This window comes from Campylobacter sp. RM16190 (assembly GCF_012978835.1).
In the GTDB taxonomy this organism is placed as follows: domain Bacteria; phylum Campylobacterota; class Campylobacteria; order Campylobacterales; family Campylobacteraceae; genus Campylobacter_A.
In genome coordinates, this window is record NZ_LIWS01000001.1 from 62,177 (window position 1) to 75,996 (window position 13,820).

The window sequence follows — 13,820 nt, forward strand, 5'->3', positions numbered from 1 at the left end:
AATTTCATAATCTTATCAGCCACCTTTTAAATTCTATTATCTCTTCATCGCTTTTCATATTTATAAAGAAATCACGCATCTGCTCGTTTAAATTAGGATCTCGTTTTCTAAGTCCGCTAAGCCTTCTAATCGCACTTACAGCATCTTTGTTGCCGGGCTCATTCTTTAATATATTTCTATAGACTAAAAGCGCATCATCTTGAAGCCCTTGCGCTTCATAAATCAAAGCTTCCGTGATAGTATTTTTCACTGTTTTCCTATAAATTTAGCTATTATTCCGCCCATCTCGCTTGTGGTGCATATCTCTTTAGCACCAAAATCAGCTATATCTTTTGTCCTATAGCCTTCAGCCAAAGCCATTTTAACTGCATTTTCTATACTGTTTGCAGCCTCTTTTTCACACAAAGAGTATCTTAAAAGCATAGCGGCACTTAAAATAGTAGCGATAGGATTAGCAATTCCTTGCCCTGCAATATCAGGAGCGGAACCATGAATAGGCTCGTAAATTCCAACCTTACCACCTATGCTAGCGCTTGGAAGAAGTCCTATAGACCCGCATACCATACTAGCCTCGTCGCTTAAAATATCTCCGAATAAATTTTCAGTCAAAATAACGTCAAATTGGCGCGGATTTCTTACAATCTGCATCGCTGCATTATCTACATACATAAAATCAACTTTTACTTCAGGATAGTTTTGAGCTACTTCATTTACAACTTCGCGCCATAGCTGACTCGTCTCAAGTACATTTGCCTTATCAACCAAACAAACCTGTTTTTTACGTAGCATTGCCGTATCAAAAGCAACCTTAGCTATACGCTCAATCTCAAATTTAGAATACACCATAGTATTAAATGCACTATCGTCTCTTTTTTCTCTAGGTTGACCAAAATATATACCGCCTGTTAACTCACGCACTACAATAAAATCAACATCTTGAAGAACTTGTGGCTTTAACGTGCTAGCATCTACAAGCTCATCAAATATCATTGCGGGGCGTAAATTCGCATAGGCTCCAAGTCCTTTGCGTAATTTAAGCAGACCGCTTTCCGGACGCTTATCTCTAGGAAGATTATCCCACTTTGGACCGCCTATTGCTCCAAAAAGTACCGCATCACTTGATAAAGCTCCATTTAAAGTCTCACTTGGCAGAGGTTCGCCAAATACATCTATAGCAGCCCCACCCATAAGGTAAAAATTGTAATTTAACTCAAATCCATGTTTTACACTAGTAGCGTCTAAAACTTTAAGAGCTTCATCTACTATCTCAGAGCCTATTCCGTCGCCTTTTATTACCGCTATATTATAAATTTTTGCCATTTTATATCCTCGTTTTTGCATATTCTATTAATCCGCCACTTTTTAAAAGCTCTTGCATAAATGGTGGAATCGGGCTAAATTTATACTCTTTTTTTGTAGTTAAATTTAAGATAACGCCATTATCAACATCTATCTTAAGCTCATCACCTTCATTTATCTCATCGGTTTCTTTTATCTCTAGGATTAAAAGACCTGTATTAAAGCTATTTCTATAAAAAATTCTTGCATAAGACTTGGCTATTACGGCACCTATTCCGGCTGCTTTAAGGGCAATAGGAGCATGCTCTCTGGAGCTTCCGCAACCAAAATTTTCACCAGCCACTATAATATCGCCTTTTGAAATTTTTGTGCTAAAACAAGGATCGGCATCTTCCATGATATGTTTTGCTAATTCTTTCTCGTCAGATGTATTTAAATATCTTGCGGCAATAATTATATCCGTATCGATATTGTCACCAAATTTCCAAACTTTATCCATATCTTATCCTATTTAAATTTTATGGATTTTAGCAAAATAAAGCTAAATAATTTATCAAATAAATTTTTAAAAGAGTATGCTTTAGAAATATGAGAATATTAAAATTTAGGCTAAAACTAGCCTAAATTTATCTTTTTAAAGAGCATCTGCCAAGAAGCGAGCAAGCCGGACAAAAACCTGTAATTCCGACTATAATAGGTATCAATCCTATTAAAGCCCAATAACTCTTAAAGAAAAACCAGATGCCGGCCATTAACAAAACGCCCAAAACAATTCTAATAATTCTATTTTTTTTACTTAACATTTTATTCCTTTCAAAGACCAAAAGCATATCACTTTCGGTAAATTTAATATCGAGATTATATCAAAAAATAGATATTTAGAATTGCAACAAAGTTACACTTTAAGTATTTTAAAAGTAATTACGCCTCTTTTTTGAACTATCTCGCCTTCTCTTTCCATCTCTTTTAATACTCTTGATACGGCTTCTCTAGCACTTCCTATATGATTTGCAAGTTGTTCGTGAGTAATTTTTATATTTGAATTCTTGGCATTTTGACTTAAAAAATTTCTAATACGCTCAACCAGAGGAGAAAACAAAGCCTGCTCCATCACATTTATAACACTTGCGAATCTAGTTGACACAAGACTTAAGGTATAGTTCATTACATCTGGATATTTATCTCTTAAAATTTTATAAGCATCTACAGGAATTAAGATGATATCAGTATCCTCATAGGCCTGTAAATTTATCTCTATTTCAAAAGAATCTTTAACACAAGATGAGCACAGTATACAACATTCATTTTCATTTAGGCTAAAAACGGTTATCTCTTTAAAATTACTTGATGCTATATATGCCCTTAGATTTCCGTTTTTTAGCATTATAAAGCCTTTGCATCCATCTTTAGTATATATAATTTCATCTTTTCTAAAGGTTTTTACTATACTTCTTTGAAATATAATCTTTTTGTCATCTTCACAAATTTCAAACTGAGAAAGAAAATTATCATCTAAAAATTTAATATCTTCTTCATTTAGCATATTTTCTCCTTTTTCAGAGTGTAATGTAGTATTGTATATAAAAATATTAAAAAGATTCTTATTTGAAACAGGCTTTATCTATTTAAAAAGATTAAATAGCGTGATATTATCACTGAGAAATAGATTTATTAAGGATAATATTGCAAAAAAAATTAAAGGAATTTTGTATGGATCAAGTAGACATAACAAAAAATCAAATTTCTAAAATATCCAATTTTCCAATTATGCTATATGCCGTTGTAATGGGACTTGGAGGACTTACATTAGCATATGAAAAACTAAATTTAGCAGTTCAAATATCCGATTTTTTATTTGAAATTTTACGCTTAATAACAAGTCTTATATTTGTCATTATCACAATAATTTATAGCATTAAAATAATAAAATATAAAGAAGAGGTCAAGGCTGAAATAAATCATCCCATTAAGATTAATTTCTTTGCCGCATTTGCAATATCACTATTTTTGCTAGCAGCTTTATGGCGAGATATTGGCACTTTACACTCTGTTTTATTCTATATAGCACTGATATTTCAAACATTTTTTACGTTTTACGTGATAGCTTTTTGGATAAACAAAAATATGCTCATCAATCACTCAAACCCGGCTTGGTTTATACCTATAGTAGGAAATTTAATAGTTGTGATAGCAAGCGAAAGTAAAAGCGAATTTTTATGGTATTACTTCTCTATAGGCGTCTTTTTCTGGATAATTTTATTTACCATCATATTTTATAGAATTATCTTTCATGATCAACTAGCTCAGAAATTTATGCCTACACTATTTATATTTATAGCTCCTCCTGCGGTAGCTTTTTTAGGCTATATGAAGCTAACCGGGAGCTTTGATACGTTTGCGCATATACTTTTAAATTTGACACTATTCTTTGTGGGACTTATATTTTTTATGTATAAAAATTTTATGAAGCTTAAATTTTTCCTATCGTGGTGGGCATTTACCTTCCCTACGGCAGCTGCCAGCATAGCATTTATAAGAGCTTATGAGCTAAATAGAGGCGATATTTTCTTATGCTTTGGGATTTTAGCCTTTATATTCTTGTTATTTTTTATAGGAGTAGTTAGCTATTTCACGGTCAAAGCAATCAAAAATAATGAAATTTGCGTAGCTGAATAAATCAGCCTACAATCATCCAAATTCCGATGCTGCACATTAGCAAAGCTGTAAAAATTTCTAAAATTCTAAGATGATTTAAGAGCAGTCTTTTTAGGACTGCTCCACCAAGAGCATATATACTAAGAGATATAAATTCTATAACCAAAAGCAATGCGATAATCAGATAGATTCCGCTTCCAAAGGGATCTTGCCTATCGATAAACGGTGGTAAAATGGCGGCAAAAAATATCCAAGCTTTAGGATTTGATATACTAATAATCATTCCATGTATAAACAAAGAAATCTTACCCATCTCTCCATTATATCGATGTAAAGCCAGCTTGCCTCTACTAAAAAACAGCATTATGCCAAGATATATGATATAAATAGCACCGCAAATTTTTATAACTATAAATATAAATTCATACTTCATCATAAGAGCAGCAGCGCCTAAAATACACAAGAAAGCAACAATACCAACAGATAATAGCTGACCTAAAATCATTGGCAATGCCCTAAAGTAACCTATGCTAATACCTATGCTTAAAGCCAAAGTCATATTGATACCGGGCATAAAGCTGATGGGAAAAAATGTGGCTATAAACAAAAGATAGTTCACAAAGAGCCTTGTAGTTTAAAAATTAGTAAAATTTTAAAAGAAAGTGAATAAATTTAAGATAAAAACTTAAAAGCGGCAAAATAAATTCGCCGCTTTTTTCTAAATTTTAATGAGTATAGAAGAACTCTTGAATTTTTGCTTTATCGTTTGTTTGTGTAAGGGCTAGCATTAACAATACTCTAGCTTTTTGAGCGTTTAGGTTATCACTTGCTAAAAAGCCGTATTTGCCGTCATCAACTTCTCCGTTTAAAGTAGTCTCACCACTTCCTACACGTGAATCACGAACTACAACCACACCTTTTTTAACACCCTCGCCAAGAACTTCAAGAACCGTAGGGAATGGATTTCCGTTACCCATACCAGCGCTGATTATACCTTTTGCTCCATTTTTGATAGAAATGTTAGCAAAGTCAGGATTGTCGTTTGAATGGCTATAGATGATATCTACTCTAGGAAGCTCTTTGATTTTTGTGATATCAAAAGCTGAATTTACAGTATGTTTGCGAACCGGATTCATATAGTATTTTACATTGCCATAAAATACTGTTCCTATTTTACCTGCATTTGGAGATTTAAATGTCTCAACACCTGTAGTATTTGTCTTAGTAACTTCGCGAGCTGCGTGAATTTCATCATTCATAGTTACCACTACGCCTTTACCTGCTGTTTCTTTATTGATAGCAACATTTACAGCATTAAAGATATTAAGAGGACCGTCTGCACTAAGTGAACTACTACTTCTCATAGCACCAACCATTACGATAGGTTTGTCGCTTTTTACGACTAAATTTAAGAAGTATGCAGTCTCTTCCATAGTATCAGTTCCGTGAGTGATAACCACGCCGTCAGCTTTGCCGCTAGTTAGAAGCTCGTTTACTCTATTGGCAAGCTTAAACCAAACCTCATTATTCATCTCTTGAGAGCCGATATTTGAAATTTGCTCGCCTTTAATTGTGGCGATTTTGTTGATCTCAGGCACTGCAGCTATAAGTTTATCAACAGTAACCGTTCCTGAAGTATAGCTCGTATCAAGAGCACCCGAACCGCTTCCGGCTATCGTTCCACCAGTTGCCAGTATATAAATTGTAGGCTTAGCAAAAGCCATCGTAGCACCAAAAATCATCACAATAAGCACCTTTATTGAAAAACGCATATAAATCTCCTTTGAAGTTTAAGTTTCAAACTGTCAAGATCTTGTATTTTGAAATTTCAGCTTGAATTATACACTTTAAACTATATAAAGTCAATTAATATTATTTTTTTATTATTTTTTAATTTTTCTACCAAATTCTCAAAAGAAACATATAAAGAGCCGTTGAAAAAACTATGCTTAAAAGCGCATTTTTAAATTTAAGATGAATTAATATAGCGCAAACAGCAGAAACGATCTCGCGTCCACCAAAAGGAAATTCTTTAAAATTGGTATCCTTAAGGGCGTAAAAGACCAAAATAACCATTATAAAAAGCCCCATATGTCGCTCAACGCTTAAAAGCCACTTGTTTGGCTTGTCTTTTTTAAATATCCAAAACGGCGTAACTCTGGTTAAAAACGTTGCAACCGTAGCGGTTAGCACAACTAAAGACATAACAAGCGGGCTTGAGTTTAAATTTATGCCTGAAGTTAAGATATCGCTCATTTGACCCTATCTGCTACGACAATAACCGTAAATCCAATAAAAAGCGATAACAAAAGCATATATGACGACGGGAAAAATGCGGTTGCAAACACTCCCAGTCCAAGCGAAAAGAAAAGAAGCTTGTAGTTTTTATCATCCTTAAACATCTCGATAGCAAGGACGATAAAAAGCGCCGTTAGACAAAATTCAATCCCGCTATAATCAATCCTAATGCCCTTGCCGACTAAAATTCCAAGCAGAGTGCCGACCGCCCAGTAAGTTTGAGTAAGCAAATTTATAAGCGTGTATGCTTTGTCCTTTTCTTCTTGCGAATTTGTCTTAAGCGTCTTAAATATCGCAAAACTTTCATCGGTTAAGGCAAAGATGTTGTAGTATTTAAATTTAAGCCCCTTAAAGTCCTTTAAAAGGGCGAGCGAATAAAAAGTATGGCGCAAATTTATAACATAACTTGCGATAAAAATTTCAACCAAACCCGTGCCTGCGCTAAGCATCGAAAGCAAGGCAAATTGCCCTGCTCCGGCATATACTATCAAGCTTAAAGCCATGGTCATAAGAGGAGCTACGCCTATATTTTCAGCAAGCAAGCCAAAGGCTATACCAAGCGGGATGAAGCCTAGCATAACGGGGATTGTGATCTTAAAAATAGTATAAAAGCTCAATATTAGCCTTGCGATTTAAAATTTAAGGCGAATATTACTCAAATTTTATTAAATTTTATAGTCCGCTCGAGCTCTCGCCAAAATATATCGCATCAAACACCCAAATTCCAAGGATAAGCGCGATTATCAAGATAAGATATATCATGGCTTATCTCTTAAGATTATTTACGATTTGAAGCATATCATCGCTTGTGGTTATCGCCTTTGAATTTGCCTCATACGCGCGCTGTCCTGTGATAAGATCGGTCATCTCTTCAACTAACTGGACGTTACTCATCTCGACAAATCCTTGCCTTACCGTTCCAAATCCATCAATCCCACCGATTCCGGTTACCACATCACCGCTTGAACCTGTAGGCAGATAGTTATTGTCTCCTAGCGCATGAAGCCCGCTTGGATTTATGAAATTTGCAAGCTCAATTTGACCTATCTGCACCATTTCCGTGTTTCCGGACTGAAGCACAGATACGGTGCCATCAACCCCTACAGAAATTTGAGTTGCATTTGCAGGAACACTCATCTGAGGAAGAAGAATATATCCGTCGGAATTTACTATAGTTCCCTCACTATCAAGCTTAAAAGCCCCATTTCTTGTATAGGCCGTAGTGCCGTCTGGAAGCTGCACTTGAAAAAAACCATTGCCAGCTATTACCATATCTAAGTTGTTGCCAGTCTCTTTAAAATATCCTTGAGAGAAAATTTTAGTTATCGCAGTAGGGCGCACTCCAAGACCGACCTCTATACCAGTTGGACTCTTTGTAGTAGTGCTTGAAGCCGTACCAGCATACTCCATCACTTGATACATAAGATCGGCAAATTCAGCTCTGTTTTTTTTATAACCCATTGTATTTACGTTTGAGATATTGTGTGAAGTTACGTCTATTTGGGTCTGCTGCGCTATCATACCGGTTGCAGCTGAGTAAATTGACCTCATCATAGTCTTAAATTTCCTTTCTTAATTTTCTTATAATTTATAATATAACTAACTAGCAAAATACGTTCCAAAAACCATAAATAAACTAAGCCTTAATATTAGCCAGTTTACTGATGGCATCTTGATTAAGATCGTCCATATGGCTTCTCATCACTTTTTGATACATATCAACTAATCGGTTTGTCTCTATAAGTCCCACCATCTCGGTTACGGCATTTACATTTGAAATTTGAGTGTAACCTTGAGCGACAGCATCCACATCATCGCCAAGATCCCTTAGCTCCTTTAAATCAGGCAAAACGTATAGATTATCGCCCTCTTTTGTGAGGTTTCTCATCTCTTTTGGCTGAGCTAGATAAAATCTTGCGATCTGCTCGTCATTTGCGTAGATATTTCCGTTTTTATCGACACTTAGTCTCTCATCTTGCGGAATCTGTATCCCGTTTGCCCCGCCTTCAAAATGATTGCTCGGAAGCACTCTAAAGCCTTCTTTTGTTACTAAAAAGCCCTCGTTATCAAGGCTAAAAGCGCCGTTTTTAGTAAGCCTAACTTCGCCTGTTTTGGTTTCAACCAAGAAAAAGATATCCTCGCGCTTTATAGCAAAATCAAGCGTATTGCCCGTAAATTTAATGCCGCTATTACTAAAATCAACATATTGTTCTGAAATTTGAGGCACCCTATCAATAGTTCTATTTAAAAATTTAGCAGCTTGCTTTGTGTGATTTTCAAGCGGCAAAACATCTCTAAATTCCTGAAAAATTCTCTCAAAATCACCCACAACCACATCGTCACGCTTAAAGCCGATTGTGTTTATGTTTGCAAGGTTATTTGAGATGACATCAAGGCGGTTAAACTGCGTAACCATCGCGCCGGTAGCTTGATAATATCCGTTTTGCATTATAAAATTTCCTAAATTTTAATATCTCAAAAAATATTAAGCAAGTTGTGTTCCAAACTATATTTTGGCAAAGATTAAGAAAATCTCGGTATAATACATACTTTTTACTTCAAACAACTACGGACGGCAAAGGAAGCTAATGAGCAGCGCAAAAAAAGAAACTTTATCCCTCGTTGAAGAGTTATTTAAAGAGAATTCCAAAGGCTACGTAACATACGAAAAACTTATCAAATTTTTTGAAAAGGCGCCTACAAGTGCGATCGCAAAAAAAGTAGAAGCCCTAGCTAAAACACACAAAATCAAACTGATAACCGCAGCTGAAATAGCCAAGATGAAAAACATCGAGGACGCTAAAAAGCGCAAAGAGGAGCGTGAAAAGCTTCAAGATGAAATCTTGGAAGACGAATTTGACCTTGCTAGCGAAAATGATCTGCTTGAGTGGTCACGCTCAGATAGTCCCGTGCGTATGTATCTACGCGAAATGGGGCAAATTTCGCTACTTACAAAAGACGAAGAGGTAGAAATAAGCAAAAAGATCGAGCTTGGCGAGGATATCATCATCGATGCCTTTTGCTCCGTACCATATCTGATTGATTTCATACTTGATTACAAAGAGCCGCTCATAAACCGTGAAAGAAGAGTCAAAGAGCTATTTAAGAGCTTTGATGATGAAGATAACGGCGAAAACGAAGAAGAAGAGGAATTTGACGAAGAGGCGGAATTTGAAGAGGAAACCTCAAAAAAACCTTCTAAAAAAGAGGATAAAAGAGCCGAAAAGGTTATAGAGAGTTTCAAAGCGCTTGAAAAGGCCAAAAAAGACTGGATGAAAATGGCTAACAAACAAAGCGACGTCGAGCAAGAAGATGAACTTTTAGCAAAGCTAACATTAGCTTTTAAAAAGAAAATTCTAAAAGACAAGCTAATGGATCTAGGACCTACAAGCAAACTTATAAGCGAGATTGTAAAGTCTATGGAAACGGCTCTAAAAAGCGATGATGAGTTTGACAGGGAGCTTAAAAGACTTGAGTATAAACTGCCTATGTTTAGCGACGAACTTAAGAAAAATCACAAAAGCATCCTAAAAGATATCATAAAGCTTAGCAAGGAAGATATCATAGCTCGCGTGCCCGAGGCTACGATGGTTTCAACTTATGTAGAGATTAAAAAGCTATTTCAAACAAAAGAGGCTAGTAAGCAGGGATTTGACCTTGATCCTGTGCAGCTAAAAGAAATTTTAGAGCAGATCAAACGCGGTAAGAAAATTTCAGACGAGGCAAAAACAAGAATGGCTAAGTCAAACCTGCGTCTTGTCGTAAGTATCGCCAAGCGCTACACCAACCGCGGTTTGCCGTTCCTAGACCTTATCCAAGAGGGAAATATCGGTCTTATGAAAGCGGTTGATAAATTTGAGTATAAAAAAGGTTATAAATTTTCAACCTACGCCACATGGTGGATACGCCAAGCTATAAGCCGCGCAATAGCCGATCAAGCACGTACTATACGCATACCTATCCATATGATCGAGACTATAAACAGGATAAACAAGATAAACCGTAAATATCTTCAAGAGGAAGGCAAAGAGCCTGATGTAAGCATCATCGCCAAAGAGGTTGGGCTAAGTGTGGATAAAGTTAAACAGGTTATCAAGATCACAAAAGAGCCGATCAGCCTTGAAGCACCAATCGGTAACGAAGAAGACGGTAAATTTGGCGATTTTGTCGAGGATAGAAGCTCGCTAAGCCCTATGGATCATATACTTAAAAACGACCTTAAAGAGCAGATAGATGAGGTTCTTGATCAGCTTAACGAGCGTGAAAAAGCGGTTATAAGAATGAGATTTGGTCTGCTTGAGGATGAAAGCGATCGTACTCTTGAAGAGATCGGCAAAGAGCTAAACGTGACTCGCGAGCGTGTGCGACAGATAGAAAGTTCGGCGATCAAAAAGCTAAAACATCCAAAAGTAGGACGCAAACTTAAAAACTACATTGAGGGCTAGTTGATACTAGCCTCTCACACTTTATATCTATACAAATTTCACATCAAAATTCGCCACTTTAGCTATCAATAAACTTAAACCAAATCTCATCTGTATACAAATTTCATTCTTGCGCTTTTATCTCAAACTTTCTTAAAATTTTAGCTTTTATATCAAATTTATTCATTATGATTTATAATATATAGTTTTATATTTTTAGTTTTAATTCCTTAAATTTAAAGCTTTATAAAATATATTTAAATAATTTAAAGGAGAAAATATGAGCAAATTTTTAAAGTTTGCATTAAGTCTTGCGCTTTGCGCTTCATCTTTATTTGCAGATCGCATCATCACCGATCAACTGGGCAGAGATGTAACCCTTCCCGACGAAGTTAAGCGAATAATCGTGCTTCAGCACCAAAGCCTAAACGTGCTTAATCAAATAAACGCCATAGATAAGGTTGTGGGCGTGCTTGAAACTTGGGAAAAAGCGCTTGGCAAGAACTATGCCCGCCTTGCTCCAAGCCTTAAAGATATGCCGACCCCGGGCGACTTAAAGGTCATAAACCACGAATCAGTTCTTAAACTAAAACCCGATGTCGTTATCGTAACCAACTACATCCCAAGCGAATATATCGCAAAAATGGAAGAGCTTAAGATACCAGTTGTTGGCATCAGCTTTTCAAAAAGAGAGGATAAAGAAAAAGACAAGCTAAATCCAACGCTTGAAGACGAAGCCAAAGCTTACACAGAGGGCTACTATGAAGGCGTTGAGATACTTGGCAAAGTGGCAAACCGCGAAAAAGAGGCGGCCGAGCTCATTAAATTTGTAAAAGATCAACAAGCTTTCTTAAAAAGCAAAATGGACAATCTAAAGATAGATAAAAAAGTTAGAATTTACATGGCAAATCCCGATCTTACCACCTACGGAAGCGGCAAATACACGGGAGTACTGTTTGCAAGAGCAGGCGGAGAAAACGTGGCTGCAAAAGATATCAAAGGCTATAAGCAAATTTCAGCCGAAAATTTAATCGCTTATAATCCCGACATGATATTTGTCCAAGAGCGCTATCCGCAAGTTCCAAACGAGCTTAAGTCAAATCCTCAGCTTGAAAACGTAGCAGCTATCAAGATGGATAAAATTTACATGATGCCTGAATTTGTCAAAGCTTGGGGCTATCCTACAGCAGAAGCGATGGCGCTTGGCGAAGAGTGGCTGGCTATAAGGCTATATCCTGAGCATTTTAAAGGTGTGGATTTTGATAAGAAAGTTGAGGAGTTTTATCAAAAATTCTACCGCACATCATACTCTAAATGATGCTTCCAGCCCTCATAATCATCTGGGTTATAACCTGCCTTGTCTCGCTTGGGATGGGGCAGTATCACATCTAATTTAGCGAAGTTTTAAGCATTTTAATAGGTAGCAGCGATAACGAAACAGCTAAAAGCGTTATTTGGGGAATTAGAGTGCCTAGAATTTTGCTTTCAAGCCTTTGCGGCGGAGTTTTGGCACTTGCCGGACTTAGCTTGCAAGCCGTTTTTAAAAACCCGCTCGTAGGCCCTCATATCGTAGGAGTTAGCACTGCAGCGGCATTTGGTGGAGCACTTTGCATACTCATAGGTTTTGGCTCGTTTTACATCGTAGGCTTTGCCTTTTTCTTTGGAATTTTAGCTCTTTTGGCGCTATTTTTCCTAGCTAAATTTGTCTCTAAAGCTGACATCTTCTCACTCATCTTAGCAGGCATCGTCATAAACGGCGTATTTGCCGCACTTACAAGCTTGGTGCAGTATCTTGCCGACAACGAAGAGGTATTGCCAAACATCATCTACTGGCTGCTTGGAAGCTTCGTAAGCGCAAACTACGATAAACTCACGCTTTTAGCAGTTATCAGCCTGCCTTGCGCGACACTTTTGATCATGCTTAGATATAGGTTTAACCTGCTTAGCTTAAACGATGATGACCTTAAAGTTTTAGGCGTAAATATCACGCTTCTTCGCTCGTTTATACTGATTCTTTGCACTCTTCTTATCGCCGTGCAGGTAAGTGTAAGCGGAAATATCGGCTGGATCGGGCTTGTCGTGCCTCACATCGCAAGGCTCATATGCGGAAGCGACCACACTCGCTCAATGCCCGCTTGCTTCATCATAGGAGCTATATTTATGCTCTTTGTTGATGATTTGGCAAGAAGCATAAGCAGCGCAGAAGTGCCTCTTAGCATACTTTCAGCACTCATCGGAAGCCCGGTTTTTGCGATACTCTTAAAAAGGAGCGTGTCAAATGCAAAATCTGCTTGAGATAAAAGATGCGGGATTTTACTACGAGGAGCAAAAATTTCTCTTTCGCAGGCTAAATTTCGCCCTTGCCAAAGGCGAAACACTAGCGATACTGGGACTAAACGGGCAAGGCAAAAGTACGCTTATGTTTTGCATGATGGGAGTTTTAAAGCTCAAAGAGGGCGAAGTAAAAACGCAGGCTAAATTTGCTTTTTTACCGCAAAATTTTAGCGTTGCGTTTGACTATAGTGTGCTTGATATAGTTTTGATGGGGCGGATTCGTGAAATTTCGCTTTTTTCAAAGCCGAGCAAAGAGGATATCAAAATTTGCAAAGAAGCACTTCATAGCTTATAAATTTCACATCTTAAAAACAAAAGTTTTAACTCTCTTTCGGGAGGACAAAAGCAGCTTGTACTCTTTGCTAGAGCGATTGCCGGCAGAAGTGAAGTGATGTTTTTAGATGAGCCCGCAAGCGCGCTTGATCTAAAAAATCAAGATAGGGTTTTAACGCTGATTCGTAGCCTAAAAGAGCAAAGCGACTCAAGTATCGTCTTTACCACTCATCAGCCAAACCACGCTCTAGCCGTAGCTGACAGCACCCTCATCCTTAAAAACGACCTTAGCTACGTCTTTGGCAAAAGCAGTGAGGTGCTAAATAAAGAGAATTTAAGCTCGCTTTATGATGTGGATATAAGAGGTGTTAAATTTGATATAGAGAGCAAGCAAATACCAAGCATAACGCAAATTTTTACTACTCAGATATAAAATAATTTAATAAGTATTTAAAGTATGTTTATATAAAATATTATGATCATCTCACAACTAACACTACTATGAATAAATCTTATATTACAATAAGTAAGTGAGAT

16 protein-coding genes and 1 pseudogene are annotated in these 13,820 nt (G+C 36.9%); 6 read left to right on the forward strand and 11 right to left on the reverse strand.

Annotation, left to right across the window (positions count from 1 at the left end):
* Positions 1–4: 4 nt before the first annotated feature.
* From CDOM16190_RS00315 to CDOM16190_RS00335, 5 genes are all read right to left on the reverse strand, one after another.
* On the reverse strand, positions 5–250 hold the full coding sequence (locus tag CDOM16190_RS00315) for a hypothetical protein (protein ID WP_169974993.1): 246 nt from the start codon (positions 248–250) through the stop codon (positions 5–7).
* Positions 247–1,320 (reverse strand): 3-isopropylmalate dehydrogenase, encoded by a 1,074-nt coding sequence (leuB, locus tag CDOM16190_RS00320; RefSeq protein ID WP_170018396.1) that lies wholly within the window; start codon positions 1,318–1,320, stop codon positions 247–249. The genes CDOM16190_RS00315 and leuB overlap by 4 nt, the downstream gene beginning before the upstream one ends.
* Before the next feature lies 1 nt (position 1,321).
* On the reverse strand, positions 1,322–1,798 hold the full coding sequence (locus tag CDOM16190_RS00325; protein ID WP_170018397.1) for a 3-isopropylmalate dehydratase small subunit: 477 nt from the start codon (positions 1,796–1,798) through the stop codon (positions 1,322–1,324).
* A 127-nt stretch (positions 1,799–1,925) separates the two neighbouring features.
* Positions 1,926–2,102, reverse strand: a complete 177-nt coding sequence (locus CDOM16190_RS00330) for a YgaP family membrane protein (protein WP_211437371.1) — start codon at positions 2,100–2,102, stop codon at positions 1,926–1,928.
* Positions 2,103–2,194: 92 nt separating this feature from the next.
* Positions 2,195–2,842 carry a Crp/Fnr family transcriptional regulator gene (locus CDOM16190_RS00335; protein WP_170018399.1) on the reverse strand — a complete coding sequence of 216 codons (648 nt, stop codon included), beginning with the start codon at positions 2,840–2,842 and terminating at the stop codon, positions 2,195–2,197.
* 167 nt (positions 2,843–3,009) lie between these two features.
* Here CDOM16190_RS00335 and CDOM16190_RS00340 point away from each other — a divergent pair, with 167 nt between their 5' ends.
* Positions 3,010–3,975 carry an SLAC1 anion channel family protein gene (locus CDOM16190_RS00340; protein WP_170018400.1) on the forward strand — a complete coding sequence of 322 codons (966 nt, stop codon included), beginning with the start codon at positions 3,010–3,012 and terminating at the stop codon, positions 3,973–3,975.
* A 1-nt stretch (position 3,976) separates the two neighbouring features.
* On the opposite strand, the gene CDOM16190_RS00345 is transcribed toward CDOM16190_RS00340, so the two are convergent.
* The 6 genes from CDOM16190_RS00345 to CDOM16190_RS00370 all read right to left on the reverse strand — a co-directional run bounded on the left by CDOM16190_RS00345 (position 3,977) and on the right by CDOM16190_RS00370 (position 8,701).
* Entirely contained in the window at positions 3,977–4,573 is a 597-nt protein-coding gene (locus CDOM16190_RS00345; protein ID WP_170018401.1) for a LysE family translocator, read from the reverse strand.
* Between the two features lie 106 nt (positions 4,574–4,679).
* Positions 4,680–5,726 carry a type II asparaginase gene (locus tag CDOM16190_RS00350; protein WP_170018402.1) on the reverse strand — a complete coding sequence of 349 codons (1,047 nt, stop codon included), beginning with the start codon at positions 5,724–5,726 and terminating at the stop codon, positions 4,680–4,682.
* 127 nt (positions 5,727–5,853) lie between these two features.
* Entirely contained in the window at positions 5,854–6,210 is a 357-nt protein-coding gene (locus tag CDOM16190_RS00355; RefSeq protein ID WP_170018403.1) for a branched-chain amino acid transporter permease, read from the reverse strand.
* Positions 6,207–6,869 (reverse strand): AzlC family ABC transporter permease, encoded by a 663-nt coding sequence (locus CDOM16190_RS00360; protein ID WP_170018404.1) that lies wholly within the window; start codon positions 6,867–6,869, stop codon positions 6,207–6,209. Before CDOM16190_RS00360 ends, CDOM16190_RS00355 begins: the two co-directional genes overlap by 4 nt.
* A 148-nt stretch (positions 6,870–7,017) precedes the next feature.
* Positions 7,018–7,806, reverse strand: coding sequence for a flagellar basal-body rod protein FlgG (flgG, locus tag CDOM16190_RS00365; protein ID WP_170018405.1), 789 nt, complete (start codon positions 7,804–7,806; stop codon positions 7,018–7,020).
* 82 nt (positions 7,807–7,888) lie between these two features.
* Entirely contained in the window at positions 7,889–8,701 is an 813-nt protein-coding gene (locus tag CDOM16190_RS00370) for a flagellar hook-basal body protein (RefSeq protein WP_170018406.1), read from the reverse strand.
* 139 nt (positions 8,702–8,840) lie between these two features.
* Here CDOM16190_RS00370 and rpoD point away from each other — a divergent pair, with 139 nt between their 5' ends.
* The 5 genes and pseudogenes from rpoD (at position 8,841) to CDOM16190_RS10620 (ending at position 13,716) form a co-directional block, all read left to right on the forward strand.
* On the forward strand, positions 8,841–10,697 hold the full coding sequence (gene rpoD, locus CDOM16190_RS00375) for an RNA polymerase sigma factor RpoD (protein ID WP_170018407.1): 1,857 nt from the start codon (positions 8,841–8,843) through the stop codon (positions 10,695–10,697).
* A 259-nt stretch (positions 10,698–10,956) separates the two neighbouring features.
* Entirely contained in the window at positions 10,957–11,994 is a 1,038-nt protein-coding gene (locus CDOM16190_RS00380) for an ABC transporter substrate-binding protein (protein WP_170018408.1), read from the forward strand.
* Between the two features lie 89 nt (positions 11,995–12,083).
* Positions 12,084–12,971, forward strand: a pseudogene (locus tag CDOM16190_RS00385) (FecCD family ABC transporter permease); the annotation flags it as partial.
* Positions 12,955–13,305, forward strand: coding sequence for an ATP-binding cassette domain-containing protein (locus CDOM16190_RS10615; RefSeq protein WP_249934078.1), 351 nt, complete (start codon positions 12,955–12,957; stop codon positions 13,303–13,305). The pseudogene CDOM16190_RS00385 and the gene CDOM16190_RS10615, both read left to right, overlap by 17 nt.
* Positions 13,306–13,716 carry an AAA family ATPase gene (locus CDOM16190_RS10620; RefSeq protein WP_349644368.1) on the forward strand — a complete coding sequence of 137 codons (411 nt, stop codon included), beginning with the start codon at positions 13,306–13,308 and terminating at the stop codon, positions 13,714–13,716.
* Positions 13,717–13,820: the final 104 nt, after the last annotated feature.